Annotated in this window: 19 protein-coding genes; 12 read left to right on the forward strand and 7 right to left on the reverse strand. The window is 66.0% G+C overall.

What is annotated here, in order from left to right; genetic code table 11:
* Positions 1-86: 86 nt before the first annotated feature.
* The 5 genes from ACTOWK_RS17210 to ACTOWK_RS17230 all read right to left on the reverse strand — a co-directional run bounded on the left by ACTOWK_RS17210 (position 87) and on the right by ACTOWK_RS17230 (position 5,030).
* Positions 87-425: a hypothetical protein gene (locus tag ACTOWK_RS17210; protein ID WP_441331328.1), complete on the reverse strand. Its 339-nt coding sequence runs from the start codon at positions 423-425 to the stop codon at positions 87-89.
* On the reverse strand, positions 422-2,293 hold the full coding sequence (locus ACTOWK_RS17215; RefSeq protein WP_441331329.1) for an anthranilate synthase family protein: 1,872 nt from the start codon (positions 2,291-2,293) through the stop codon (positions 422-424). Before ACTOWK_RS17215 ends, ACTOWK_RS17210 begins: the two co-directional genes overlap by 4 nt.
* Positions 2,290-2,916, reverse strand: a complete 627-nt coding sequence (locus ACTOWK_RS17220; RefSeq protein ID WP_441331330.1) for an isochorismatase family protein — start codon at positions 2,914-2,916, stop codon at positions 2,290-2,292. The genes ACTOWK_RS17215 and ACTOWK_RS17220 overlap by 4 nt, the downstream gene beginning before the upstream one ends.
* 216 nt (positions 2,917-3,132) lie before the next feature.
* Entirely contained in the window at positions 3,133-4,539 is a 1,407-nt protein-coding gene (locus tag ACTOWK_RS17225; protein WP_441331331.1) for a class II 3-deoxy-7-phosphoheptulonate synthase, read from the reverse strand.
* Positions 4,540-4,787: 248 nt separating this feature from the next.
* Positions 4,788-5,030, reverse strand: coding sequence for a hypothetical protein (locus ACTOWK_RS17230; RefSeq protein ID WP_441331332.1), 243 nt, complete (start codon positions 5,028-5,030; stop codon positions 4,788-4,790).
* Positions 5,031-5,161: 131 nt separating this feature from the next.
* On the opposite strand from ACTOWK_RS17230, the gene ACTOWK_RS17235 reads away from it, so the two are divergent.
* The 6 genes from ACTOWK_RS17235 (at position 5,162) to ACTOWK_RS17260 (ending at position 13,360) form a co-directional block, all read left to right on the forward strand.
* Entirely contained in the window at positions 5,162-6,187 is a 1,026-nt protein-coding gene (locus ACTOWK_RS17235; RefSeq protein ID WP_441331333.1) for a methyltransferase, read from the forward strand.
* Between the two features lie 1,628 nt (positions 6,188-7,815).
* On the forward strand, positions 7,816-8,142 hold the full coding sequence (locus ACTOWK_RS17240) for an antibiotic biosynthesis monooxygenase family protein (protein WP_223620571.1): 327 nt from the start codon (positions 7,816-7,818) through the stop codon (positions 8,140-8,142).
* A gap of 251 nt (positions 8,143-8,393) precedes the next feature.
* Entirely contained in the window at positions 8,394-9,617 is a 1,224-nt protein-coding gene (locus tag ACTOWK_RS17245) for an FAD-dependent monooxygenase (RefSeq protein WP_441331334.1), read from the forward strand.
* An 80-nt stretch (positions 9,618-9,697) separates the two neighbouring features.
* Positions 9,698-11,323, forward strand: a complete 1,626-nt coding sequence (locus tag ACTOWK_RS17250) for a flavin-containing monooxygenase (RefSeq protein ID WP_441331335.1) — start codon at positions 9,698-9,700, stop codon at positions 11,321-11,323.
* 382 nt (positions 11,324-11,705) lie between these two features.
* Positions 11,706-11,984: a hypothetical protein gene (locus ACTOWK_RS17255; protein WP_441331336.1), complete on the forward strand. Its 279-nt coding sequence runs from the start codon at positions 11,706-11,708 to the stop codon at positions 11,982-11,984.
* Positions 11,985-12,622: 638 nt separating this feature from the next.
* Positions 12,623-13,360 (forward strand): helix-turn-helix transcriptional regulator, encoded by a 738-nt coding sequence (locus tag ACTOWK_RS17260; protein ID WP_441331337.1) that lies wholly within the window; start codon positions 12,623-12,625, stop codon positions 13,358-13,360.
* 83 nt (positions 13,361-13,443) lie between these two features.
* Here ACTOWK_RS17260 and ACTOWK_RS17265 read toward each other — a convergent pair whose 3' ends face one another.
* Positions 13,444-15,333, reverse strand: a complete 1,890-nt coding sequence (locus ACTOWK_RS17265) for an XVIPCD domain-containing protein (protein WP_441331338.1) — start codon at positions 15,331-15,333, stop codon at positions 13,444-13,446.
* 131 nt (positions 15,334-15,464) lie between these two features.
* Between ACTOWK_RS17265 and ACTOWK_RS17270 the strand changes: the two genes are divergently transcribed.
* The 5 genes from ACTOWK_RS17270 to ACTOWK_RS17290 all read left to right on the forward strand — a co-directional run bounded on the left by ACTOWK_RS17270 (position 15,465) and on the right by ACTOWK_RS17290 (position 21,581).
* Complete coding sequence (locus ACTOWK_RS17270; protein ID WP_441331339.1) at positions 15,465-15,593, forward strand: hypothetical protein; 129 nt, start codon at positions 15,465-15,467, stop codon at positions 15,591-15,593.
* Between the two features lie 62 nt (positions 15,594-15,655).
* A complete protein-coding gene (locus ACTOWK_RS17275) occupies positions 15,656-16,975 on the forward strand; it encodes a hypothetical protein (RefSeq protein WP_441331340.1) in 1,320 nt (439 codons plus the stop codon).
* A 16-nt stretch (positions 16,976-16,991) separates the two neighbouring features.
* Positions 16,992-18,809: a hypothetical protein gene (locus tag ACTOWK_RS17280; protein ID WP_441331341.1), complete on the forward strand. Its 1,818-nt coding sequence runs from the start codon at positions 16,992-16,994 to the stop codon at positions 18,807-18,809.
* Positions 18,806-20,206 (forward strand): CHAT domain-containing protein, encoded by a 1,401-nt coding sequence (locus ACTOWK_RS17285; RefSeq protein WP_441331342.1) that lies wholly within the window; start codon positions 18,806-18,808, stop codon positions 20,204-20,206. Before ACTOWK_RS17280 ends, ACTOWK_RS17285 begins: the two co-directional genes overlap by 4 nt.
* On the forward strand, positions 20,190-21,581 hold the full coding sequence (locus ACTOWK_RS17290) for a hypothetical protein (RefSeq protein ID WP_441331343.1): 1,392 nt from the start codon (positions 20,190-20,192) through the stop codon (positions 21,579-21,581). Before ACTOWK_RS17285 ends, ACTOWK_RS17290 begins: the two co-directional genes overlap by 17 nt.
* A gap of 27 nt (positions 21,582-21,608) precedes the next feature.
* Here ACTOWK_RS17290 and ACTOWK_RS17295 read toward each other — a convergent pair whose 3' ends face one another.
* Positions 21,609-22,445 carry a hypothetical protein gene (locus tag ACTOWK_RS17295; RefSeq protein WP_441331344.1) on the reverse strand — a complete coding sequence of 279 codons (837 nt, stop codon included), beginning with the start codon at positions 22,443-22,445 and terminating at the stop codon, positions 21,609-21,611.
* A 248-nt stretch (positions 22,446-22,693) separates the two neighbouring features.
* On the opposite strand from ACTOWK_RS17295, the gene ACTOWK_RS17300 reads away from it, so the two are divergent.
* A complete protein-coding gene (locus ACTOWK_RS17300) occupies positions 22,694-23,986 on the forward strand; it encodes a phospholipase D-like domain-containing protein (RefSeq protein ID WP_441331345.1) in 1,293 nt (430 codons plus the stop codon).
* The last annotated feature ends 276 nt before the right edge of the window (positions 23,987-24,262 follow it).

The following is a 24,262-nucleotide window of genomic DNA, read 5'->3' on the forward strand; positions in this document are numbered from 1 at the left end:
GATCCGTCGCCTGCACCGACGAACCCTGCGCGCTGCCCGACTGCGCCGGCGGCCGAACCCTCGGCCTGGCGCTGTGCAACGGTGTTTCAGGCGTGTTCTTCCTCCAGCGCGTCGCCGACCAGCCACGGGCCGGCGCGGCCGTTTTCGATCAACATCTCCATGTCGAAGGTCGTGCGCATGCTCGGCGGGTAGCCGATCAACTCGGTCGCGCGGTTCGGCGGCAGCGGCTGGCTCATCGCGTCGCTCGACTCCCACACCACCACCGCGCCCCACAGATTGTTGGCCGGGTCGGAGATCCAGAATTTGGAATGCATGCCGCGCACGTCTTCCCAGGGCGCGACGCCCTCCTCGCGCAGATAGTCGCGCATCGACTCTATGGTCTGGCTCGATTTGTCCAGGTTCCACCAACTGATCGTCGTCTTCATGTGGTCAACACTCTCTTTACGCTCGAAGCGATGATGTCCACGCCGCGGTGGGTCAGCAACGACTCGGCATGGAACTGGATCGAAGCGAAGCTGGCGCCGCGCAGCGCGTGCACTTCGTTCGACTCGGCATCGCGGCTGACCTCGATCAGGCTGTGGTCGCCGCGGGCGAACTGGCTGCTGTCGCACTTGGCGACATAGGTGTTGTAGAAACCGACCAGCTCGGGGCTGCCGAAGAAATCGATCTCGCGCTGCACACCCTGGTTCGGCGAGGCGCGCTGGATCAGCTCCAGGCCCAGTTCCAGGCACAGGATTTGATGACTCAGACAGACCGCCAGGAAGGATTTCTTCTCGGCGAGCAGATGGTTCATCGCCCGGCGGATACTGGCGATGCGCGGGTCGTCCATGTTGCGCGGGTCGCCCGGCCCCGGGCCCATCACCGCCAGGTCCCAGTCGCCCTTGAACAGCGCCGGCTCATCGAAGCGGCACATGGTGACGTCCAGGCCGATCGACTTGAGCTGTTGGGCGAGCATCGCGGTGAACGCGTCCTCCGCATCGACCATCAACACCTTGCGCCCGCTCAGGGCCGGGTCGATGCGGATGCGGTCGTCGGCATCGGACAGCCAGAAGTCGGCGATGCCGCCGTTGCGCTGTTTCAACGCTGCCTGCACGTCCGGGTCGAGCCCGAAGCTGGACTTGCGCCCGTGGCCGAGCGCGGCCAGCAAGGCCTTGGCCTTGGCGCGGGTTTCCGCGGCCTCCGAAGCCGGGTCGGAATGACGCACGATGGTCGCGCCGACGCCGATGCGCATGCGTCCGCCGGCATCGATGTCGGCGGTGCGGATCAGGATCGCCGAATCCATCATCGCCTGGCCGTTCGCATCGCGCCCGATCAGCGCGGCCACGCCACCGTAGTAACCGCGGCCTTCCGGCTCGTGGCGGGCGATGATCCGGCAGGCGTTCTCGATCGGGCTGCCGGTGACGGTCGGCGCGAGCAAGGTGTGGCGCAGGATGGTGCGCGGGTCGCTGGTGGTGCGCCCCTCGATGAAATACTCGGTGTGGGCGAGCCGCGACATTTCCTTGAGATAGGGGCCGACCACCTTGCCGCCCTGCGGGCAGAAGTGGGCCATCATCTTCAGCTCCTCGTCGACCACCATGTACAGCTCGTCTTTCTCCTTGGCGTCGGCGAGGAAACCCATCACCCCGGACAGCGACGGACCCGAGGGCGGATAGCGGTAGGTGCCGCTGATCGGGTTCATCGTCGCCACGCCGTCGCGCAGGCTGACCTGGCGCTCGGGGCTCGCGCCGATGAAGGTGCGCTCGCCGGTGTGGACGATGAAGGTCCAATAGGCGCCGACCTCCTCCTGCACCAGGCGGCGGAACGCGGCCAGCGCCACCCGCAGCGAGTAGCCGCTGATGTCGGCGATGAAGGTCCGCTTGAGCACGAAATTGGAGCCCTCGCCGCGGCCGATCTCGTCGGCGACGATGCGCCGCACCTTGTCGGCATAGGCCTCGTCGTCGATGTCGAACTCGCCGCCGGCCAGCTCGATCGGCGCGGCGGCGATGGTCTTCAGGGCTTCTTCGACGGAAACGCGCTCACGCTGATGGATCGTCATGACTTGCAGACGCTGGCCATCGTCGACGGACGCGAAACCGCGCTCGCGCAATTGTCCGTAGGGAATCAATACCAACACTTCCTCGCCCACGGTTCCCGCATCGGCGAGCGGAATCGATTCGAGCGTATCGAACTGGCCCATCTCGCCGGTGTAGACGTCCAGCATGTCCTGGACGTCCGACTGCGGACGGAACAACAGCGCGAACGCGCCTTTGCCGGCACCGCCATCGACGATCTCGCGCAGCAATGGGGTAGTCATGCGGCCACCTGTTCCGAGGTCACCACGACGGCGCAGCAGCGCGCGGCGTATTCGAGCGCCATCAGGTGACGTTCCAGGGAGAAATCGGCGACGGCGTCGCCGACCACGAAGGTTTCGATGTCGTTGGAGAAGGCCTCGACCGCGGTCATCAGCACGCCGATGTGGGCGTAGACGCCGCAAATGATCAGTTGGTCGCGCCCGGCTTCGCGCATGCGCTTGAGCAGGTCCGACTTCCAGAATGCGCTGTAGCGCCACTTGGTCAGCGACCAGTCGCCCTCGACCGGGCTGAGCTCGTCGACGACGTTGCGGTCGACCGGGTCGACCTGCATGCCGCTGCCCCAGAAATCCTTGAGCAGGCCGCGCTCTTCCGCGGTCATGCCGCCGGGTTGCGCGGTATAGGCCACCGGGATGCCGAGCGCCTGGCAGCGCCGGCGGATCGACGCGGCGTTCTTGACCAGCACCGAGCCCAGGCCTTCGGACGGGATCGGACGCAGGAAATAGCGTTGCATGTCGTGCACCAGCAACACCGCGCGATCGGGTTCGATCTGCCAGCTCGCGATGTTGGCGGGAAGCTGGGCGGAGGTCGGCATCGCATAAGGCTGGATCTTGGGAATACCGGTCATGGTCAGTTCCATCGTCTCGGGTGTGACACCCTTCGTGGCGGTTGCCGCGGCTGGTCGAGCGCAGCCGCGGCCGGGGAGTTCGCAGCCCGCGCGCACCCGCCGCGCGCAGCGAACGTGCGCGGCGCGCGAGGACACGGCGGTGGTACGCGGCTTGGGTATCGGTCGTCGTGCCGGTCCGGTCGCGGCCGGTCGCGCGAAGGCGACCGGCCTAGGCCCTCACAGCGAACCGCCCATCGCCTGCAGGCGCGGCGCGATCGGCCGTGTCGACGGCGTGGCGCGACTGGCCGAGACGATCAGCATCGACAGCTCCAGCGACTGTTCGTAGTTCAGGCGTGGATCGACCGCGGTCTTGTAGGCGCGGCTGAGGTCGGCCTCGGCCAGGTCGCGTGCGCCGCCCAGGCATTCGGTGACGTCCTCGCCGGTCAGCTCCAGATGCACGCCACCCAGGCGCGTGCCTTCGGCCGCGTGGATGTCGAAGGCCAGGTCCAGCTCGCCGCGGATATTGTCGAAGCGGCGGGTCTTGTAGCCGTTGCCAGCACTCTCGGTGTTGCCGTGCATCGGGTCGGCGACCCACAGCACTCGGCGCCCGGCCTGGCGCACCGCCTTGAGCAATCCCGGCAAGGCATCGGCGATGCGGCTCTTGCCCATGCGCGTGATCAGGGTCAACCGACCCGGCTCTTCGTAAGGATTGAGCACGTCGATCAGGCGCAACAGCTCGTCGGGCTTGGTGGTCGGGCCGACTTTCACCGCGATCGGGTTGCCGATGCCGCGGAACAGTTCGACGTGGGCGCCGTCCAGCGCGGCGGTGCGCATGCCGATCCAGGGCAGATGCGTGGACAGGTTGAACCAACCGCCACGCTGCGGCACGCGCCGGGTCAAGGCGGCCTCGTAATGCAGCAGCAAGGCTTCGTGCGAGGTGTAGAAGCCGGTGTGCATGCGGCTGTCGACGAACTGCCCGCCGACCGTCTTCATGAAGCGCAGCGAGTCGGCGATTTCCTCGACCACGCGCCGGTATTCGATGGCGCGCGGCGAATGCTCGACCCAGTCGAGTTTCCAGTACTCGGGGTGATGGATGTCGCCGAAACCGCCATCGACCATGGCGCGGGTGAAGTTCAGGGTCAGCGCCGAATGGGCATAGGCCTCGAACAAGCGATTCGGGTCGGGCCGGCGCGAGGCTTCGTCGAAATCGGCGCCGTTGACGATATCGCCTCGAAAGCTCGGCAGCGACACGCCGTCTCGGGTTTCCTCGTCGGTCGAACGCGGCTTGGCGTACTGCCCGGCGAAACGGCCCACACGGATCACCGGCTGCTTCAGGCCGTGCGCCAGCACGATGCTCATCTGCAGCAACACTTTGAGGCGATTGGCGATGATCTCGCTGGTGCAATCGACGAAGCTCTCGGCGCAATCGCCGCCGTGCAACAGGAAGCGGCGGCCTTCCTGCGCTTCGGCCAACGCCCGCTTCAACTTCAACACTTCCAACGAGGTCACCAGCGGCGGCAGTCTCGCCAGCCGGTCGGTGGCCTTGGCCAGTTCCCCGTCCGCCGCGTATTGGGGCTGCTGCTGCGCCGGACGCTGTTGCCAGGTCTGCGGCGACCAATCGTCCTCGTTTCTGACTACGCTCAACGGTCGAAACATGGATTCATCTCCCCAGTGGATTTGAGTGCCGGCACGCGATCTTTCGCGTCGATCCCTGCATGCGAGCTTGCGTATCCGGGCAATGCACGGTCGGCGCCTGTCTGAACGCGCCGTACCGAGTGCGCGCCTGCGCATCGACCATTCATCCGATGCGGCTGCGCCTATCCCCGCCTGCTATGGCTGCGTATCTTTCCATCCGTATGCAGCCGACGACTTCCAGCAGTGAAGGCAAATTATCAGATGGAAAATGGGGGTTTAACCGTAGAAAGTACGTAACCGACCGCGCTGCGATCGATGTAGATTTGCTCCCGCCGAGCAGACTCATTGCGCGGCATGCCGAGGCACTGCATCGCAGTTTCCGGCTTAGTGTGAGCGTTATCCGTTTTAATCTTGATCAGCGCACCGACGTTGTTTGGACCGCGCCTTGAAAGCGCCCGCGAAGTCTCAAAAACGAATCCGATGTTCACAGGGGCGGTCATACATCGGACTTGTTGCGGCGTTTCAATCAATGGCTGAGCGATTCCACGCACGTCGATCCGACTATCCCATCCCGGTTGGGCGATTCGCCCTTTCGCCATCCACGTTTGCGCATAACCATCCAGGAGTGCATATGACTGAGAATATCCGTGCCGGCGCCGTACCCTTGTCGTCGATCCTGCTGCAGATGATCACCGGCTACTGGGTGACGCAGTCGCTCTACGTGGCCGCCAAGCTCGGCATCGCCGACCTGGTCGCCGATGCGCCCAAGCCGATCGATGAACTCGCGGCGAAGACCGGCGCCAAGGCGCCGCTGCTCAAGCGCGTGCTGCGCACCCTGGCCAGCATCGGCGTGTTCACCGAACCGCAGCCGGGCAGCTTCGCGATCACCCCGCTGGCCGCGCTGCTGCGCAGCGGCACCCCGGACTCGATGCGTCCGCAGGCGATCATGCACGGCGAAGAGCAGTACCGCGCCTGGGCCGACGTGCTGCACAACGTGCAGACCGGCGAGACCGCGTTCGAGAAGGAGTTCGGCACCAGCTACTTCGGTTATCTGGCCCAGCACCCGGAGGCCGACCGCGTCTTCAACGAAGCCCAGGCCGGCTACACCAAGCAGGTCGCGCATGCGGTGGTCGACGCTTACGATTTCTCGCCGTTCAAGACCGTCATCGACATCGGCGCCGGCTACGGCCCGTTGCTGTCGGCGATCCTGCGCAGCCAGCCCGAGGCGCGCGGCATCCTGTTCGATCAGCCCCACGTGGCCGAAGCCGCCGGCAAGCGCCTGGCCGAAGCCGGCGTCGGCGATCGTTGCGGCACGGTCGGCGGCGACTTCTTCGTCGAAGTGCCTTCCGACGGCGACGTCTACATCCTGTCGCTGCTGCTGCACGACTGGGACGACGAACGCAGCATCGAGATCCTGCGCAACTGCCGCCGCGCGATGCCGGCGCACGGCAAGCTGTTGATCGTCGAGCTGGTACTGCCCGAGGGCGAAGAACCGTTCTTCGGCAAGTGGCTCGACCTGCACATGCTGGTCCTGCTCGGCGCCCAGGAACGCACCGCCGACGAGTTCAAGACCTTGTTCGCCGCGTCGGGCTTCGCCCTGGAGCGCGTCCTGCCGACCGCTTCGGGCCTGAGCATCGTCGAAGCGCGTCCCATCTGATCGCATCGTCCGGCCACGCGCCGGACGACTCTCATGCAGCCGGTCGCTGGTGCGGCCGGCTGCATCTCGTCGTATCCGTCGCGGTGCGCAACTCCCCGTCTGCGTAGCGATCGCGCTGTGTCGGTCTTGCGGCGTCTCGCTCAAGCAAGATCAGGATCTAGATCAAACGCCAAGAGCTTCCGCCACTAAAGCGGCGGGTTACTTTCTTTTGTCTAAAGCAACAAAAGAAAGCTAACCAAAGAAGTTGCTTTGTTTTGAATCACGGGCCCGCACGAGCGGTGCATCCGCAGGGATTTTTCATACGCGACATCCCTGTCCCGATGAAAAACGGCCCGCATCTCTGCGGGCCGCCCTTCGGGTCTCCAATGGCCTTCGCTAGTGCGAGGCGGCGCACAGCCATGGCAAAATCAAAGGCAAAGGCAAAGGCAAAGGCAAAGCAAGGTGCCATGTTATGAACCAGCATCCACCCCACCGCCAAGCCAGCTCCGGGCTCACGCCGCTCCTACAAAGGCTGCGTCTGAATCAAAAGGCGACGTCCTCTCCCCTGTAGGAGCGACGCAAGTCGCGACCGCGCAACCTCCAGATCGCGACGTCGTTATCGCAATGCCACGGTCGCGGCTTGCGCCGCTCCTACCCCAAAGCGCCGTTGCCGTTGCCGTTGCCGTTGCCGTTGCCGTTGCCGTTGCCGTGATGAGCTTGGCGCAGCACCGTGCTTGCGAGAACATCCGCAGACCCGGAGGGCGGCGCACAGGACGTGCGGCGTTTTTCGATAGGACAAGGATGTCCTATCGAAAAATCCCGGCGCGCGCACCGACCTCGCAGGGGAGCTTCGTCAAGGAAGGCCTCCCTTTGGTTAGCTTTCTTTTGGGCCAGCAAAAGAAAGTAACCCGGCCGCGTCAGCGGACGGAAGCTTTAGATGTTGCTTCACCGCTCTGCGGCCAGAGGCGCACCAACCGTCAGCTGCGCGGTCGCGGCTCACGCCGCTCCAACAGAGCTTCCGGCGAGATGCGGCGCGAGATTGAAACGGTACGGTCGCGACTCGCGTCGCTCCTATCCTTGGCCACAGGCCGTCGCGACGCAAACGTCAGGTAACGCGGTCGTAGCTTGCGCCGCCCCTGGCAACGACCGATCACGGCCTCGAACGGCGGTTGTCATCGGTGCGTCATCGCCGCCTCACGCCGTCTTCAGCGGCGGGCTCGCGCGCCGATTTCTGCGGCCACGCAGGTCATGACGACATACTGATTGTTTCTATGACAGATAACACTTGCATGGATTACCGCGCGATTACCCCTTCGTTCCCAGGCTATAAAAACCGCTGTTATATAGGCGCTTTATAGCGCCCCGCGAATCTCCCCGATTCGGCACATTCACCCCGATGTCGCATTTTATCGGGAATGTCATCTCCGCTCGAACGGCAAAATCTCCACATCGCCATTCTTTATCCGTAGAAACTACAGATGTGCCGGTGATGGCCTCTCATTACTTTATCGGTCGAAGCCCGACCGCGAGTTTCATTCGCGGCAAGCGGACACAGGGTCTTCGAGATGCACGGCAATGCTCCCTGGCGAGCCTGCCGTGACCCCACCGACTGGCGTAGTCCACGCCAGATTAGAGACGAGAATCACATCATGGCCAAGAACGAACAGGTAATCCGCGCCGACGACACGGTGACCTTCATCAACGTCTTCGACGTCGAGCCCGCCAAGCAGCAGGAGCTGGTCAACCTTCTCAACGAAGGCGCCGACAAGGTCATCCGCCATCGCCCCGGCTTCATCTCGGTGAGCATCCTCGCCAGCAAGGACGGCAGCCGCGTCGTCAATTACGCCCAGTGGCGCAGCGCCGAAGACATCAAGGCCACCCGCGAAGACCCCGCCGCGCAGGACTACGGCAAGCGCAGCGCCGAACTCGCGCGCGCCACCCCGCACGTCTACTCGGTGGCGTCCGTCCACCGTTGATGCGCATCGCCCGTCGCGGCGGCCCGGCGCCCGCGACCCGCTGTCGCGGGCACGGCGCCGCCGCTGACGGGTGGAAGGTGACGAGGGGTCGGGGCGCTCTCGCGAGCGGCCCGGCCCCTCTGCCCGGTAGGTCTGCAGTCCAGCGGTCGCCAGTGCTCGCCGACACCGTTGCATGAGCCTCGGGCGTCCCCGATCGAGCGGCGGTTGGAACCGGCAGTCCGACAACTCAAGGTCGAGGAGCTACCGTCGTTATGACCACCGCTACGCAAACCGACATCGTGATCGCCGGCGCAGGAATCGGGGGCTTGACGACCGCCCTGGCCTTGCACGCGCAGGGCATCGAGCGAGTCGTGGTGCTCGAAAGCGCCAACGAAATCCGCCCGCTCGGCGTCGGCATCAATGTCCAGCCCGCCGCCATCGCCCAATTGTTCGCGCTCGGCCTGGGCGAGGCGATTGCCGCGACCGGCATCGCCACCCGCGAACTGCGCTATCTGGACCACGCCGGCACCACGCTGTGGACCGAACCGCGCGGCCTCGCCGCCGGCGACCCGTATCCGCAATACGCCATCCACAGAGGCGAACTGCAGATGCTGCTGCTCGCTGCGGTACGCGAACGGCTCGGCGCCGACACCGTGCGCACCGGCCTGCGCCTGCAGGATTTCGAACACACCCGCACCGGCATCCGCATCCATGCCGAGGACCGCGGCCGCCACGGCGCGAGCGTCGCCTTCGAAGCCACAGCGCTGATCGGCGCCGACGGCCTGCATTCGGCGGTGCGCGCACGCTTGCACCCCGATGCCTGCGAACTGCTGCCCGCCCGCATCCAGATGTGGCGCGGCCTGACCGAAGTGGACGAATTCCTCGACGGCCGCAGCATGATCGTCGCCAACGACGATCGTTCCACCCGCCTGATCGCCTACCCCTGTTCGGCGCGCCATGCCCAGCACGGACGGGCGCTGGTCAATTGGGTCTGCATGGTGCCCGACGTCGCCCAGGACCTCACCCGCGAGGCCAGCTGGGATTGCTCGGGCCAGCTCAAGGACGTACTGCCCTACTTCGCCAACTGGGACTTCGGTTGGCTCAACGTGCCCGACCTGCTGTCGCGCAGCACCCAGATCCTCGAGTACCCGATGGTCGACCGCGACCCGCTGCCGCACTGGGGCATCGGCCGGGCGACCCTGCTCGGCGACGCCGCCCATCTGATGTATCCGGTCGGTGCGAACGGCGCCTCGCAGGCCATCCTCGATGCGGTCAGCCTGGCCGGCGAGTTAGGCGACAACAGCGATACGGTCGATGCGCTGCAGCGTTACGAGGCGGTGCGCCGCCCGCCGACCACCGCGATCGTGCAGGCCAATCGCGACCGCGACAGCGCCGAACGCGCCATCGCCACCCGCCCCGACCCGGAAAAAACCGCCGCGCTTTCGGCGATCACGAGCTCTTACCGCAGCATCGTCGATCGCTCGCACGTCCGGTGAAAACGTGGTTTCCCGAAACTACTCCGACGCCAGGCCTTCCGAGTGATCGGGGACGCTGAGGAGCTCCAAGGAGTCAATCCGTGATCGACAATGACAAGACCCACTTCGATGCGATCGTAATCGGCACCGGCTTCGCAGGCATCTATATGCTGCACAAGCTGCGCAACGAGCTAGGCCTCAAGGTCCGTGCCTTCGACAAGGCCAGCGGCGTCGGCGGCACCTGGTACTGGAACAAGTACCCGGGCGCGCGCGCCGACACCGAGAGCTTCGTCTATCGTTATTCCTTCGACAAGGAAACCTCCGAGAACTGGGACTGGCGCAGCCGCTACGTCGACCAGCCCGAGATGCTCGGCTACCTGCAGGCGGTGGTCGATCGCCACGGCCTGGCCAAGGACATCCAGCTGAAGACCGGCATCGACAGCGCCGTGTTCGACGAGATCCACCATGTGTGGACCCTGACCACCAGCACCGGCGAGCTGTTCACCGCCCGCTACCTGGTCAATGCGGTCGGCGTGCTGTCCAAGATCGTGATCCCGCAGATCCCGGGGCGCGACCAGTTCCAGGGCCAGATCGTGCATACCGGCGCCTGGCCGGCCGACCTGTCGCTGGAAGGCAAGCGCGTCGGCGTGATCGGCACCGGCTCGACCGGCGTGCAGTTCATCTGCGCCGCGTCCAAGCTCGCCCGGCACCTGACCGTGTTCCAGCGTTCGGCGCAGTTCTGCGTGCCCGCCGGCAGCCGCCAGGTCAGCGAAGCCTACGTCGCCGAGTACAAGAACAACTTCGAGCAGATCTGGGACGGCATCCGCAACTCGCGCATCGCCTGCGGCTTCGAGGAAAGCGGCGTCTCGGCGATGAGCGTGTCGGAAGAAGAACGCCAGAAAGTGTTCGAGCACCATTGGGAGATCGGCAACGGCTTCCGCTTCATGTTCGGCACCTTCTCCGACATCGCCGTCGACCCGGCCGCCAACCAGGCCGCCTCGGACTTCATCCGCGCCAAGATCCGCCAGATCGTCAAGGACCCGGACACCGCGCGCAAGCTGTGCCCGACCGACCTCTACGCCAAGCGCCCGGTCTGCACCAACGATTACTACGAGACCTACAATCTGCCGAACGTGAGCCTGGTCAGCCTGCCGGAGAACCCGATCAAGGAACTCACCGCCAACGGCGTACTGACCGAGGACGGCGTCGAGCACAAACTCGACCTGCTGGTGTTCGCGACCGGCTTCGAGACGGTCGAGGGCAGCTACAACCAGATGGAGATCCGCGGCCGCGGCGGCGAAACCCTGCAGCACCACTGGAAGGACGCACCGAGCAGCTACCTGGGCGTCGCCACCGCGGGCTTCCCGAACATGTTCATGGTGCTCGGCCCGAACAGCGCCTTCAGCAACCTGCCGCCGAGCATCGAGAGCCAGGTCGAGTGGATCGGCGAGCTGATCGGCTGGGCCGAAGGCGAGTCCACGCCGGTCATCGAGACCACCCGCGAGGCCGAGGAAGCCTGGACCGCGACCTGCAAGGAAATCGCCGCCTATACCTTGTTCCCGAAGGTCAAGTCGTGGATCTTCGGCGAAAACATCGACGGCAGGAGCAGCCGCGTGCTGTTCTACTTCGGCGGCCTGGCCGGCTATCGCGCCAAACTGCGCGAAGTCGCCGACGCCGACTACGAGGGCTTCATCCTGCACAGCGATCCCTCCTCGATGGTGGCCTGAGCCGGATAGCTGAGCCGGATAGCGAAGGCCGCAAGGCATTCGCGAACTCGATGGCGGAATCACGGGCAGGCCCCACCGTTCGCGGTGGGCCTGCTTCGTTATGTCGACTTATTCTTTATAGATTATTTCTTTACCAAGATATTCCTCATGCGCAATACCGATGCGGTATGAGCGCATCGATCCGACTCGCGCCGATCCCACCCACGCCACTGTCATCGGCATAAGCGCGAACGGCGCCGTACGCCTCGCGCGAGGCGCAGGCGGCGCGCTCCCAAGCCCCGCGCAACGCGGTTCGATAGCCGATAGCGCCTGGTTCGACACGCCAAGCGGCGAATGCCACCGATGTCATCCGTAACCGGCGACGACAGCGATCGGCGGGCGAATGAATACGCTGAACCGATTGGCATCATCGGAAACAGGCTTTCAAACTCCCGGCAAAACTATCGATGCAGACGATGAAAATCGTTCGTCGAAACCGATCGAGTTCACGCTCTTCGACTTTGTGTCATTTGTCACTAGCCAGGAGAATTCGAATGCTGTCGAGATTTCTCCATGCATCTCGATTTCCCTTGTTTTAAGGGATATTTCGCATCTTCACGCGCTCTTTCATTCGATTGCGAAAGCGTCATTGCGATCACAGACCGGTAACGCAATCGATTGATACTTGGCTTGCGCTGCACGATTCCCAATGCTTATCACACAATAAATCCATGCATCACGTTTAAATAGCTCGGCACGATTCCGAAGCCGCCACACCCTCGGAAGATGCGCAGTAGTCAGCCTGAAGTCCGGCTCAAGACGTGCAAGCCTGTCTCGCAACGTTCGATTGAACCAAAACTCGCGAACACGGTCGGATCCTTGCAGCGACTCGCAAGGAACGACGCCCGGCAGACTGCACCGACAAGCGGGAACTCAACCTGGATCACGCCGGTCCCGCACTGCGGGCAGGCCGCGCCCATTACTCGACACATAAAAACCATGTGGGCGCGCGGATGGTGATCGGCAGGGAGCGTAGCGGCTGGCGGTACGGATGCGTCGACGGCATGACGGACCACAGGACATACGCCGAAGCGCCCAGCAGTGACAACCCCCGGCCCGCTGCGCTGTAGCGGACCGAGGCTGCGAACGGCCCGATCCAGGCAACGGGGGCTTCCCTTGCTGCGTGGAACCCTGCGAACCGCATTATCGAGGAAGTCCAACCTATTCGTTCCGGAAAGATTCGGAATTGCTGCCCTTCAACAAGGATGTCCCACCATGGCAATCGCAATCAGTTCGGCACTTTCTTCCATGATCGAGCAAATGCCCGGACCTTGCGCCTGCAAGGACCAGGACTCGAAATTCCTCTACGCCAACACCGAGTTCAAGGCCCTGGTCGGCCTGGAGCCCGACGAGGACGTGGACGGGCTCTCGGATTTCGACCTGCCCTGCGAAGTCGCTTCGCACGGCAAGACCTTTCGCGAGCAGGACAAGTACGTGATGGAACGGCAGATCTCCATCACCACCTTGAACGTGCACCGCTTCAAGTGCGCGAAATGGCGAGCGTTCCTGATCGTCAAGAAGCCGTTCTTCGATCAGGAAACCAATATCCGCGGCGTGCTGTTCCACGGCACCGACATCACCGCGATCAACGCCGGCGCGCTCGGCTCCTACTTCGGCAACCCCGGCCCGCACCAGGCCTCGATCAACAGCCAGCCGCAGACCGGCCAGGTCCATGCCGACCCGGAAGCCGACATCGACATGACTCGCCGCGAGTACGAGGTGCTGTTCTTCCTGTTGCGCGGCGGCACCTCCAAGCGCATCGCCGAACTGCTGTCGATCTCCTCGCGCACGGTCGAGCAATACATCGATGTGCTCAAGGACAAGTTCGAGGTGCTGACCAAGCCCGACCTGATCGAAAAAGCGATCAACAAGGGCTATCTGTACGTGATTCCCGACACTTTGTTCATGAAGTGCTCGTCGAAGATCATCTTCCAGGGCACATCGCCGCTGTCGTTGATGCAGCCGTCCAACGCCCCGTCCTATCAGCCCACCAATTGAGTTGCGGGTCGTCGGCGCCGTCCGGCGTCGACGGCCCGCGCTGCGGAGATGGCGCGAAGGGCTTGAAGCCCGTCGGCGATGCCTTATTTGGTCATGCCGGGGTTCTGCACCGGCCCTTGGCTGGACAGCGACGCCAGGGCAGTGGCCCGGCTCAAGGCTTCGCTGCTCTGCCCGATCGTTTGCGCTACCGCCTGCAAGGTCGGCACTTCCGCCCACCGCTGGAACGGCGAATGCGGGGCACCGGAGACCGCGAACAGCTTGTCGCCATTGTCGCTGCGGGCGACGTAGTCGATGCTCGCAAGCTGGTTGTCGCGGGCCGCGCGCATCAGCGCCCCGGTCGCGTTCTGGCATTGCTGCGACGACATCGTTCCGCCGGATTTCTTGACCAGGTCCTCGACCTTGACCAGCGTGCTGCGAAAGGCCGCGTTATGCGGACTGGTCGATTCGGTGATCAGGGGCGCTTGCGCGACCGGCAGCGACGGCAATGCGAAGGCCGAGACCGGACTCGGTGCGCCGAAGCCCGATGTGCCGAAGCCTGGCGTACCGAAGACCGACGTGCCGAAAGGCGTAGCGCCGAAAGCCGGGCTGGCAAAAGCAGACGGACCGAACGCAGAAGTACCGAAGCCGGATGGCGCGGGCGTCGAACTTGCGAACGCTTGCACGCTCGGATTCGACCCGCCAAGACTCGGAGTCGGTGGGGAGGCGAACGCCGAAGCGCCGCTCTTCTTGGCCTGCATGCTCGGCAGGTCCAAGGCGGTCGTGTCCATCGCCGAAGCACTCGGCAGGACGCTCTTCGGACCGTCCGTCATCGGCGCGCTCGCCGACGACGAGACGCTGGGCTCGGCGCCCTTGCGCCGCACTACCGGCTGGAACGCCGGCGCGTCTTCGCGCATGTCCATGGCCGAACTCGACGATGCCTTGGGCGTGGTATCGAAATGCGCGCTGATCAGCGAACTCACCCCACTGACGCCGGTGTTCCTGCCGACCATGAAACCGTCGAATTCGCCGCGGATTTCCGCCACCTCCTCGTCGCGGTATTCACCGGAAACGTTGAGCTCCCATTCGTGCGAGCTGTTGGCACCACGGCCCACCAGGCGCAGGTTCGAGGTGTCGTTGTAGGCGTCGAGCGCATTGGCCTTGGTCAGGCCGCCAGGGCCGGCATGCTTGACCATCTCCTGGGCCACGATCTCGAACGGAATCCGATGGTCGATGTCGAGGGCATCGCGGGTAACCAGTTGCTGGGTGGCGGCGCAGCGGAACAGCGGCACGTTCTGCTTGGATCCGTCGAGCGGACTGGTCGCCACCACCGTGCCGACGTAGCTCTCCTTGAGCTGCTGCTCGAACCACTTGCCGCGCACGCCGGCATCGAAGGCCAGGCCCTTGCGTCCGTCCTCGGGCGACCAGGCCTGGTTCACCGTGGCGCCGGTACGCCGGGCGATGTCGCGCTCGGGGTCGTACTTCGGCGGCTCGACCGACGGATCGAAGCCGCAGCGTTCGTTGGCCCAGGCCTTCCACTGGCTAGAGTCGGCGCCATGCAACAGGATCCGGTCGGCGCTGTCGCGCGCCCGGTTGTACACCGACGGCAACAGGCGCAGGTTGCCGACATCGTTGTAGGCGCGGTGGGCGTCGGCGTAATTGTTGACGCCCAAGCCGGTCAGATGCGCCTTCCACGGCTTGACGTGGTCGATGTCGAGAGCGTCGGCCGAATGCCAGGTCTTGGTCCCCGCGCTGTAGAACAGCAGCAGGTTGTCCCGGCCCAGCGAAACATGCTCTCCGGGCATATGTTTGCGCGCCCAGTCGTTGCGCATGTAGTGCACGGTCGAGTCGTAGAACGCCATGCCGTCGCGCGCGCTCAAGGCGTTCCAGCGCTTGTTCTGCAGACCGTCCCCATGCACCGGCGGCTTGTACTCGTCCCATTCGGCCAGGCTGACCTGGCGACCGCTGCGCAGACTGACTTTGACTTCGCCACCCATCCCGCTTCTCCCCGCCAGCGCCCTTCGACTCGAAGCACCGCAAGGCCGGAACGGCGAACCCTCCCCCTGCGGCATCGTCGGTCGAGCCCCTGACCCGAGAGGTCAAACGCGATTCCCGCGCAGCGCAGGCCATGGCCGAGGTGCGCAAATTCGATGCGCCACGCACCAATGTGCCCGCCCGCGCCGACCGCAGCGGCGCCCGCGACCCGCCCTGGCCTCGCCGGGAATGGCCGCTGCGCGAGGCTTTCGCCGTTTCTTGAATCAGGCTAGGGAGTCAGCCCGGCGCCATCGGCGCCGCTCCCTTCGAGAAGGGGGACTCGGCATGCCAGCACTGATACCGGTTGGACCGTACAAGCAATTCGTCACCGCCGAAGGCACGGCGTTTCCGTACTACATCGTGCCGTTCGACAAGGACGGGGCCTGCGAAGGGCCGTTGACGCGCCAGCACGTGCTCGACCATCTGGACGGGCACAGCGACATCTTTTTGTTCTCGCACGGCTGGAACAACGACTGGGAAGCCGCCAGCGAACGCTATGCGAGCTTCATCAACGGCTATATCGATCAGCGCCGGCGATTCGGCCTGACCGCTCCGGCCGGCTATCGGCCGCTGTTGATCGGCATCTTCTGGCCCAGCCAGGCCCTGTCGTGGTTCGACAGCGAAACCGGCCCGGGCTTCGCCGGCGCCGGCGACGATGTGGAAAGCGGCCGCCAGCAGATGGCCGATATCGCCGCGTTGCTGGCGCCGGAGCGTCGCGAACGCTTCCACGCGCTGAGCCAGACCCCGGCCTTGTCCGAGGCGGAATCGCGCGAGCTCGCCGAACTGTTGGCGAGCGTGCTCACGCCCGACGACGAGGGCCACGACGCCGCACCGGCATCGGCCGACGACCTGCTCGCGGCGGCGGCCTCCCTGACCGAGGCGCCACCGGATTTCGATGACGTCGGCGCGGTGGCGACGCCGGTCGCGGGCGGCCCGGCCGCCGCTGGCGGTTTCGGCGACGCGCTGAAGAAACTCGACCCGCGCAACCTGATCAAGCCGTTCACGGTGTGGCAAATGAAGGACCGCTCCGGCAAGGTCGGCAGCCGCGGCGTGTCGCAACTGCTGGCCGAGTTGCTGCGCCGCTCGCAAGCGCGCATCCACCTGCTCGGCCATTCCTTCGGCTGCAAGGTGGTGATGTCGGCCACCGCGTCGCTGCCGGACGGCCTGCGCAAGGTGCATTCGGCGCTGCTGTTGCAGCCGGCGATGTCGCAGTACGCGTTCGCCGCGCAGGTGCCGGACAGCGGCCGGGTCGGCGGCTACCACCGCAACCTGCAACGTATCGAACGGCCGGTGGTCGCCACCTTCAGCGGGCGCGACATCGCCCTGTCCAAGACCTTCCACCTGGCCTTGCGGCGCGATCACGACCTCGGCGAACAGCCGCTCGCCGCCGGCGACTCGCCGAGCAAGTACGCCGCCCTGGGCGGCTACGGCCCGCAGGCCTCGGCGCAGGCGGTGCTCGACATCCAGGACCCGGCGTCGGCCTACGATTTCGGCGCCGGCGGCCGCATCGTCGGCATCCGCGGCACGCGCACCATCGGCGGCCACGGCGACATCAGCAACGCATCGACCTGGTGGCTGGCGCACAACCTCGCCTCCAGCCGCTGAGCGCCCGTACCGCGCCATGTCCGAACTGCTCAAACGCGAGAACGACATCGTCACGCTCAAGATGGAGCTGATGCGGCTCCATCGCGTGCGCGCCACTTTGCAGTTCCAAGCCGACGGCAGGCTGCAGAGCCTGCCGCTGTGGGAGGGCGGCATCGACGAATGGGGGCTGGCGCCGTCGATCGCCTCGGACCTGCGCTCGCGCCCGGACGAGTCGCAGTTCCATCTGCCGCCGCGCTTGCTGGAGAGCCTGCGCTCGGCCTGGTTGCAGCACGGCGAGGCCGCGCGCCCGCTGTGGGTCCACCTGGTCAAACCCTACGGCGCGCTGCGTTATCTGCCGTGGGAACGCTTGCTGGTCGACGCTTTGCACACGCCGGTGCTGATGCTGCCGGACTTTCTCTTCCCGCCGCCGCGCGAAAGCGCGAGCATGCTCGACATCGCGGTCTGCGCCAGCGCGCCGCTCAATTGCGAGCATGCGCATATCCGCGATGGCCTGATCGAGGCGATCCAGGCGATCCTGTCCGCGATCGACCGGCCGCTGCGCCTGCACGTGTTCGCCGACTCGGAGATGGGCGAACCGGTGCGGCACCTGCCCACCGGGCCGGCCGAATTGATCCTGCACTCGCCCGCCGATGCCGAACGCTACGTCGTCGAGGACCCGTCCTCGCGCCTGCTCGACGCCAGCGGCACCCTGCGTTCGCCATGGCTGCTGTGGATGCGCCAGGCCTTGAAGCCCTACAGCACCGATGCCGTGCACTTCGTCTGCCACGGCCATCTGTCCGGCGCGGCCGGGGCGATGCTGTTGGCGCAGTCGCCCCTGGGCCGCAGCGAGAACTATCTGGCCGGCCCGGTCGGTGCCTGCGAGCTCACCAGCTTCCTGACCCAGGTCGGCGCCTGGGCGACCGCGTTCTCGGCCTCGCGCGACAACCACAACCCGGTCGGCCTGCGCGCCCTGGCCGACGAGATCGCGCAATCGTTGCCGGGTCCGATGCTGCTGTTCAATGCGGCCTACGACAACCCTGCGGCGTTGGCGCAGAGCTATCGCTTCGTCCACGCACGCACGGCCGAACCGCCGCCGCAGTCGCGCGCCCTGTATCTGTACTGCCAACCCTATCTGCTGGCGCCGACCCGCGGCGCCGCCGACGAGACCGAACTGTCCGAACAGGTGCGCAGCCACATCGAGCTGTATTCGCGCAACGACACTCAGCGCGATTCGGCCCTGAAGTCGCTGCCGCCCTCGGCCGCGGCATCGGCCACGCGCAGCCCCTATGCGCTGCAGGCCGCGGCCAAAAGCATTTCGGCGGTCACCGCCGCGACCGAGCGTCTGGCCGAACAGGTCCAGGTGCAGTACCAACAGGTGCTGCGCGACCAAGTCATCCCCGAAGCCATCGTCCAGCGCGACCTCGACGCGGCCATGGACACGATCGACCTGTTGCGCCAGGCGGTCGGCGAGATCGAGCAACGCCGCCTGCGCGGCGAAATCGAGCAGCGCCTGGTCGAGATCGAACAGGACGCGCCGCCCACCGTCGAGGCCGCGGTCGAAGCGCCGATCCCGGCGCCGACCGAGGCGCCGATGGAGGAGCCGATCGAGGCCGGCATCGAGGCCGGCATCGAGGATGCTTTCGCGATCGAGGTCGGCGCGGCCGCCTACCCGCAACAGGATCTGCTGCAGGTCCAGATCGAACGTATGAACCAGATCGAGGATTTCCAGTTGCAGATCGAACAGATCAGCGGCGACTCGCTCGACCTGAACCCGCGCATCCACAAGGCCAAGCAAGACCTGGAGCAGCGCAAGCTGCAGCTGTCGGATTCCGACGAACTCGAGGATGCGCCATGAACGAGCGCACCATCCTCGCCGTCGACATTCTCGACAACGACCTGATCGCCCGCATCGTGCGCGCACCGTTCCCGGTCGCCGGCGGCCACGCCATGGGCCGCCTGCAACTGCGCGCCGATCAGCTGCCCGGCATGGACACCCAGACCGCGGTGCTCGCGCGCGGGCGCATGGTGCGCGACGCCTTGCGCCAACACCAGGGCATCTCCGGCGTGCTCGACAGCCTCAGCCAGACCTTGCCGACCCAGGTCCGGCCCTTGTTCGTCATGCTCAGCCCATCCGAGGCCGAGCTGATCAACTGGGAAATGCTGTGCGACAGCAACGAACAGTTCGTGGCCCTCGACCCGCGCTGGCCGATCGCCCGCATCATCGATCCGATCAACGCGCCGAGCCGGCTGCCCGGCGAGCTGACCACGCCGGTGCGCTTGATGGCGGTGATCTCCGCGCTCGGCATCGGCGACCAGCGCAAGGAATGGGAACTGTTGCGCGATGCGGTGTTGGCCGCGCGCCGGGACGGCCTGCCGGTGCTGCTGAAGCTGCTGGTCGGCGACTCCGACCTGCACACGCGCATCCGCCAGGACATCCAGCAGGACCCGGCCGGCCTGGCCGACATCGAGGTGGCGGCGATCGACGAAACCGCGGCACGGCTGACCCAGCGCATTCGCCAGTGGTCGCCGAACATCCTGCATTTCTTCTGCCACGGCCACGCCGGCAGCGCCGGGCAATGGCTGGAGCTGGCCACCGCCAACGACCACGTGCAGTTCGCCGCGCACAACCCCGACGTCGTCGCCGGCTCGATCAACCTGCAGTCGCAGGACCTGGTGACCCTGGGCGCATCGCTCGGCAATCCCTGGCTGATGGTGCTGAACTGCTGCTCCAGCGGGCAAGGCGGCATCGGTCTGCAATCGATGGCCAACCAGGTGGTGTCGGCCGGCTTTCCGGCGGTGGTCGCGATGATGGAACCGGTCGACGCCAAGGACGCCTACGAATTCACCCGCGCCTTCTATCCCGAAGCGCTGGCCGCGCTGTTGCGCGCGCGCGACGAACTCAAGCAGCGCGCCAGCACCACCCTGGAATGGACGCCGATCATGTACCACGCGCGCAGCGCCATCTCGCAACTCGGCAACCGCGACGCCCAGGCCTCGCCGGAGTGGTCGTTGCCGGTGCTGTACGTGCGCGGCGTCGAAGCGCAGGTCTTCATCCGCCCGCTCGGTTTCACCCCGGCCGAGTCGGACGAGTTCCGCATCCGCGCCGAAACCGCAGCCTGGTGGCTGCGCACCGCCGGCCAGCAACTGAGCGCGGCCGAACGCATCGAAGCGCTGGAGCGCGGCCTGGCCAACGTGCCGCGCGCCCTGTGGCCCTCCGCCGACGGCAGCTTCGATCATGTCGACGGACAATGAGCCGTTGCTCAGCAACGCCTGGTGCGGCGACGCCGCCGCCAGCGGCGCCTGTTCCGAACAATCGACGGCCTGGGCCCTGCGCGGCGCGTTGTCGATCCAGCGCAACCTCAGCGGCGCGGCACCGGCGCTCGACCTGGCGCAATGGCAGGACCCGCGGGTGGGCTGGGGCGTGGTCCTGCCCGACCGCGACGGCTTCAGCGATGCCGACAAGGCGGTCGCCGCCGATGCGCCGGCGGCGATCCGCAAGCTGATCGCCGCGCGCGGCAACGCGCCGGTGTTCCGCTATCGCCCCGAGATCGCCCAGGATGGCCGCCTGCAACGCTATTACCCGCACCGCGGGCCGGCCAGCCTGCGCCTGTCCGGCACCCGCGGCACGCTCGTCGACACCGCGGTGCCGCGCTATCTGTTGATCGTCGGTTCGCCCGAGCAGATCCCCTGGCGCTTCCAGTACCGCTTGCAGACCGATGCCTTCGTCGGCCGCCTCGACCTCGACGAGCCCGGCCTGGAGCGTTATGTCGATGCGCTGCTCAACGATTGGCCGGGACAGCAGCGCGACGTCGATGCGCCGCTGCTGTGGGCGGTGGACCACGGCCATCCCGACATCACCTTCCTGATGCGCAAGACCATCGCCGAAACCCTGTTCAAGGCCTTGGTCGCCGGCGGCTTCACGCCGTCGCTGCTGACCGACGCGCAGGCCCGGCTGGAGGACTTCTACGCCGGCCTGAAGCGATGCCAGCCCGCCTTCGTGCTCAGCTCCAGCCACGGCGCCACGTTTCCGCTCCACGACGCGGTGCAACTCAAGGCGCAACTGGGCACGATGCTCGACACCGAGCATGCCGTACTCGACATCGGCGCCTTGTTGCGGGCCTGGAACCCGGCCGGCGCGATCTGGTATGCGCACGCCTGTTGTTCGGCCGGCGCCGACCGGCCCTCGACCTTCCACGGCCTGGTCGACGAACAATCCAGCCTCGGCCGGATGTTGGCGGCGGTGGCCGGAATCGGCCCGTGCACGGCGCCGGTGCCGCGCGCTCTGCTCGGCGGCGAACGCCCCTTGGCGGCCTTCGTCGGCCATGTCGAGCCGACTTTCGACTGGACCCTGCGCGATCCCGACACCGGCCAGCGCATGACCGACGCGCTGATCGTCGACACCTTGTACACCGCCCTGCATTCGGCGGCGCGGCCGCCGATCGGCCTGGCCATGGACGGCTATTACGATGCGGTCGCCGGCCTGCTGCTGGACCACCTCGACGCCATCGAGGCGTTCAACGAGCACGAGCTCGGCGCCGAAGCGCGCGCGCGCAAGGCCAAGTTGCTGGCGATGGATCGGCTGGCGATGGTGGTGCTGGGCGACCCGACGGTGCGCTTGCCGAACTGAGGCGCTGCGCTTTCGGCAGTGTCTCGGTCATTCCTTCGCAGCGGGCTCGGCGGCGCGGCGCGCATCGCCGAGCGTGGCATAGGCTTTGCCGTCGCTCGACGTCCACCCGCTCAGCGACAGCGCATCCGGCAAGGCCTGCGTCGGCGTTTGCACGCCGATGATCGCGGTGAAGCCCGAGCCGATCGGGGCCAACTCGGCCAAGCGCGCGGCGCGGTCCTCGGCGGTGCTGAAGACGAAGGGCTGCTCGCAGCGCCCGGCCTTGGCTTCGGCGTCGCTGCACTCGCCGGCCTGCGGCGCAGCTTCGGGGGGCGCTTCGGCGCCGGTGGTGGCGGTTTTGACGAGATCGATGCGATAACGCCCCTCGCCCTGCGCCTTGACCTGGACCCGATACTTCTCCACCCCATAGGCCCAGCTGTTCTCGCCGACGGCATCGACGTCGTGCCCGGGCAAGGGCAGTTCGAAATTTTCGCCGAGCAGCAGGCCGAGCCACATCACCGGGGTGCTGGCGAGCAAGGCGCCGAGTTCGGCGGCGCTGGCCGCCGCTTGCGACTCGTCATTGGTTTTCGAGAAATGGCGGCCGTTGCGCAACACGATCGACTCGAACTGCAGACGGCCGCGTTGCACCGAAGCCCGGCTTTCGTTGTCGGCGTAACGCTGCCACTGGCCGCGATAGGCCTCGTCCGGCGGCGAGTTCGAGCTCAGCTCGACCGAAGCGAGGCACTGCGCCAACTGCAACAGGCGCCGGCAATCGGTCTGCGGCTGCGTCGGCGACGCCTGCACGGCGGCGAGAACCTCGGCGGCGCCGCTGCGCAACGGCGCGAGCGCCAGCAGCCCGGCGAGGACGGTGATACGAATGGCACTCATGCGGTCGATCCCTGACACGGCCGTCGGCTGGAGCGCGATTGTGCTGCGTCGCCGCATGATTTTCCAGCGGCCACGCTACCCCGGGTCCGCGGCGGCAACGACCTCGCGATGCCAGCCCGTCGCCCAATACATACCGTTCGTTACGCGCCGCGTCACCCCCGGTCGGAACTTCGCATGGATTGCACAGTGCGCGGCCGATCCTCAGGCCTCGGGAAGACCATCGCGCCCGCCCTTCACGGTCGCTACTCATGTCTGAACGCTGGACTCGAAAGCAAGTCGCCTCGGCGATCGTCGCGACCGTCCTGATCACCACCTTGCTCGGTTGGCTGGCGGTGAATCTGGCCGGTCCGGAAAAGCGCCTGCAGCGCATGCCCGAGCACCGCTACGCCGTGACCGACCCGCAGTTCCGCCAGGAAATGGGGGTGATGCTGGGTCCGGCCCTGTTGCCCGGCAACCACGTGGTCGATCTGCACAACGGCGACGAGATCTTTCCGGCGATGCTGCAGTCGATCGCCTCGGCGCGGCGCACCATCACCTTCGAGACCTACATCTATTGGTCCGGCGAGATAGGCCAGCGCTTCAGCGACGCACTGTCGGAACGCGCCCGGGCCGGCGTGCGTGTGCACCTCACCATCGACTGGCTCGGCAGCGCCAAGATGGACCCGGCATTGCTGGAACAGATGCAGCAGGCCGGCGTGCGCATCCAACGCTATCGACCGATCGCCTGGCATAGCCTGGACCGGATCAACAATCGCACCCATCGCAAGATCCTGGTGGTCGACGGCGCGACCGCATTCACCGGCGGCGTGGGCGTGGCCGATCAATGGCTGGGCCATGCGCAAGACCCCGAGCATTGGCGCGAAAGCCATTTCAAGGTCGAGGGGCCGGTCGCGGCGCAGATGCAGGCGGCCTTCAGCGACAACTGGATCAAGACCACCGGCCAGGTGTTGAACGGTGCGGCGTATTACCCGACGCTGCGTCCGGCCGGCCAAATGGACGCACAGATGTTTCTCAGCTCGCCGGCCGGCGGCAGCGACAGCATGCACCTGATGTACCTCATGGCGATCGCGGCGTCTTCGCGTTCGATCGACCTGGCCGCGGCCTATTTCGTCCCCGACGACCTGATCGCCCGGGCGCTGTTGGCGGCGCGCAAGCGCGGCGTGCGCATCCGCATCCTGGTGCCGGGAAAACATACCGACTCCGATGCCGTCCGCCTGGCCTCGAAAGCCGGCTGGGAACCGCTGCTTCGGGCCGGCATCGAGTTCCACGAATACCAACCGACGATGATGCACGTCAAATTGCTGATCGTGGACCGGCACCTGGTGTCGGTGGGATCGACCAACTTCGACATCCGCTCGTTCCGGCTCAACGACGAAGCCAGCCTCAACGTCTACGACGCGGGATTCGCCGAGCGCATGACCCGCGTGTTCGAAACCGACCTCGCCCAGGCCGCGCCGTACACGCTGCAACATTGGCAGCAACGTCCGTGGACCGAGCGCTTCGCCGAGAAATTCATCCTGCCGCTGAAGAGCCAACTGTGACCGGCGCACGGCTGCACAAGAATCGATGAGGCAAGGCGCGACGGCCGGATGAATCCGCCGCGTGCCACGCGGCCTTAACTTTCCCGGGTGCAGGATCGGGTGTCGCCGACGCATCGGCAGCCCTTTCCTTCAGGAGCAGCTTCATGGCCAGGCGGAGTCAACATCCAAGTGCATCACCCCACCGCAAGCACGTCCTCAATAGAGAAGTTCACCGGCCGCCTGTAAAGCTTCTCCAGAAACACCTCCGCCGGCATACGGATGTCCAGGCTTACCCGC

Origin of the sequence: Lysobacter sp. CA196 (genome assembly GCF_052078695.1) — a bacterium.
Taxonomy (GTDB): domain Bacteria; phylum Pseudomonadota; class Gammaproteobacteria; order Xanthomonadales; family Xanthomonadaceae; genus Lysobacter.

What these genes read in the sequence shown, in the direction of transcription:
- ACTOWK_RS17220 (WP_441331330.1), bottom strand. Translation starts at nt 2,916, where the DNA reads ATGACCGGTATTCCCAAGATCCAGCCTTATGCGATGCCGACCTCCGCC.
- ACTOWK_RS17270 (WP_441331339.1), top strand. Translation starts at nt 15,465, where the DNA reads ATGGCCGAGGTGCGCAAATTCGATGCGCCACGCACCAATGTGCCCGCC.
- ACTOWK_RS17235 (WP_441331333.1), top strand. Translation starts at nt 5,162, where the DNA reads ATGACTGAGAATATCCGTGCCGGCGCCGTACCCTTGTCGTCGATCCTG.
- ACTOWK_RS17245 (WP_441331334.1), top strand. Translation starts at nt 8,394, where the DNA reads ATGACCACCGCTACGCAAACCGACATCGTGATCGCCGGCGCAGGAATC.
- ACTOWK_RS17230 (WP_441331332.1), bottom strand. Translation starts at nt 5,030, where the DNA reads ATGACCGCCCCTGTGAACATCGGATTCGTTTTTGAGACTTCGCGGGCG.
- ACTOWK_RS17260 (WP_441331337.1), top strand. Translation starts at nt 12,623, where the DNA reads ATGCCCGGACCTTGCGCCTGCAAGGACCAGGACTCGAAATTCCTCTAC.
- ACTOWK_RS17240 (WP_223620571.1), top strand. Translation starts at nt 7,816, where the DNA reads ATGGCCAAGAACGAACAGGTAATCCGCGCCGACGACACGGTGACCTTC.
- ACTOWK_RS17300 (WP_441331345.1), top strand. Translation starts at nt 22,694, where the DNA reads ATGTCTGAACGCTGGACTCGAAAGCAAGTCGCCTCGGCGATCGTCGCG.
- ACTOWK_RS17295 (WP_441331344.1), bottom strand. Translation starts at nt 22,445, where the DNA reads ATGAGTGCCATTCGTATCACCGTCCTCGCCGGGCTGCTGGCGCTCGCG.
- ACTOWK_RS17280 (WP_441331341.1), top strand. Translation starts at nt 16,992, where the DNA reads ATGTCCGAACTGCTCAAACGCGAGAACGACATCGTCACGCTCAAGATG.
- ACTOWK_RS17275 (WP_441331340.1), top strand. Translation starts at nt 15,656, where the DNA reads ATGCCAGCACTGATACCGGTTGGACCGTACAAGCAATTCGTCACCGCC.
- ACTOWK_RS17290 (WP_441331343.1), top strand. Translation starts at nt 20,190, where the DNA reads ATGTCGACGGACAATGAGCCGTTGCTCAGCAACGCCTGGTGCGGCGAC.
- ACTOWK_RS17215 (WP_441331329.1), bottom strand. Translation starts at nt 2,293, where the DNA reads ATGACTACCCCATTGCTGCGCGAGATCGTCGATGGCGGTGCCGGCAAA.
- ACTOWK_RS17255 (WP_441331336.1), top strand. Translation starts at nt 11,706, where the DNA reads ATGAATACGCTGAACCGATTGGCATCATCGGAAACAGGCTTTCAAACT.
- ACTOWK_RS17210 (WP_441331328.1), bottom strand. Translation starts at nt 425, where the DNA reads ATGAAGACGACGATCAGTTGGTGGAACCTGGACAAATCGAGCCAGACC.
- ACTOWK_RS17265 (WP_441331338.1), bottom strand. Translation starts at nt 15,333, where the DNA reads ATGGGTGGCGAAGTCAAAGTCAGTCTGCGCAGCGGTCGCCAGGTCAGC.
- ACTOWK_RS17285 (WP_441331342.1), top strand. Translation starts at nt 18,806, where the DNA reads ATGAACGAGCGCACCATCCTCGCCGTCGACATTCTCGACAACGACCTG.